This is a genomic window from Vibrio sp. Vb1337 (genome assembly GCF_033338715.1).
In the GTDB taxonomy this organism is placed as follows: Bacteria; Pseudomonadota; Gammaproteobacteria; order Enterobacterales; family Vibrionaceae; genus Vibrio; species Vibrio alginolyticus.
On sequence record NZ_JAWOTD010000246.1, the window covers coordinates 1 to 1,077 of the forward strand.

At 44.1% G+C, this 1,077-nt stretch carries 2 protein-coding genes; both read left to right on the forward strand.

The window, feature by feature from the left end; all coding sequences use genetic code 11:
- The coding region (locus R7E42_RS25385) for a putative capsular polysaccharide synthesis family protein (protein WP_318073289.1) at positions 1 to 198 on the forward strand (198 nt) is incomplete at its 5' end.
- Positions 195 to 1,077: glycosyltransferase (locus R7E42_RS25390; protein WP_318073290.1), on the forward strand; the 883-nt coding region annotated here is incomplete at its 3' end. The genes R7E42_RS25385 and R7E42_RS25390, both read left to right, overlap by 4 nt.

Below are 1,077 nucleotides of genomic sequence, written 5' to 3' on the forward strand. Positions count from 1 at the left end.
AACTTTGTTCTGAAAAACAGCAATGAAGCAAAGAACAAATGGTATTCCAACATCCACCAATACTTTAAACAGCATTACGATTTTTCTAAGTTGTTTTACATGTATGACTTACCGCTTTATCGCCATATTTACTCGCAGCAAGAACGAGAAGCTTTCAAAACCAAGTGGTTAAAAACTCCAGGGACAAAGTCAGCATGAAAAAAGTACTGCATATTACCGAAGCCTTTGGTGGCGGTGTTCAAACCGCACTGTACAGCTATGTACATTCATCTCGACATGAACCGTATGAACACTTTTTGCTTGCTAGAGCGCGTCACAATGATTTAACCAAAGACAGCAATCACGATGTTTTTGCTCAAACGAAATGGGTGGAAGGTGGGCTTCTGCAGTTTGTGCGAGACGCCAATCAAACCATCAATGACATAAAACCCGATATTGTGCATTTGCACTCTAGCAAAGCCGGTTTTTTAGGTCGATTTTTGAAACTCAACCACGCCCGCTTGGTGTATACCCCGCACTGCTATGCGTTTGAACGAGAAGATATTTCAGGCTTCGCTCGCCAACTATACAAAGCTTTAGAAAAGGTGATGCTCAACAAAATTGACGTGGTGGCAGGCTGCAGTCAGCGCGAATGTGATTTAGCCATTAGCATTGGAGCAAAACGAGCGGAACTGCTGAACAACTACGTTTCTTATCAAAGTGCGACGCGTGTCGGCAGAAACCATCAAGCTGCATTGAACATTGTTGTTTTAGGGCGTGTCGCACCACAGAAAGACCCTCAATTTTTACTTAACACACTCCGTTGCTTGAATCGATTTGCACTCAATCGCCAATTAGACATTACTTGGATTGGAGGAGGAGACAAAGAGCTAGAGCAAGCGTTAAGAGCCGAGGGCGTACAAGTAACGGGTATGCTTCCTCGCGATGAAGTGGTTAAGAAACTGCAGGCCTCCGATCTCTATTTACATACCGCCGCATGGGAAGGTATGCCTTTAACGATTCTAGAAGCCGCGAAGCTGCATCTCCCTATGGTGATTCGTTCCATTGGTGCCACAAAAGATCTCAACTATCCTTTTT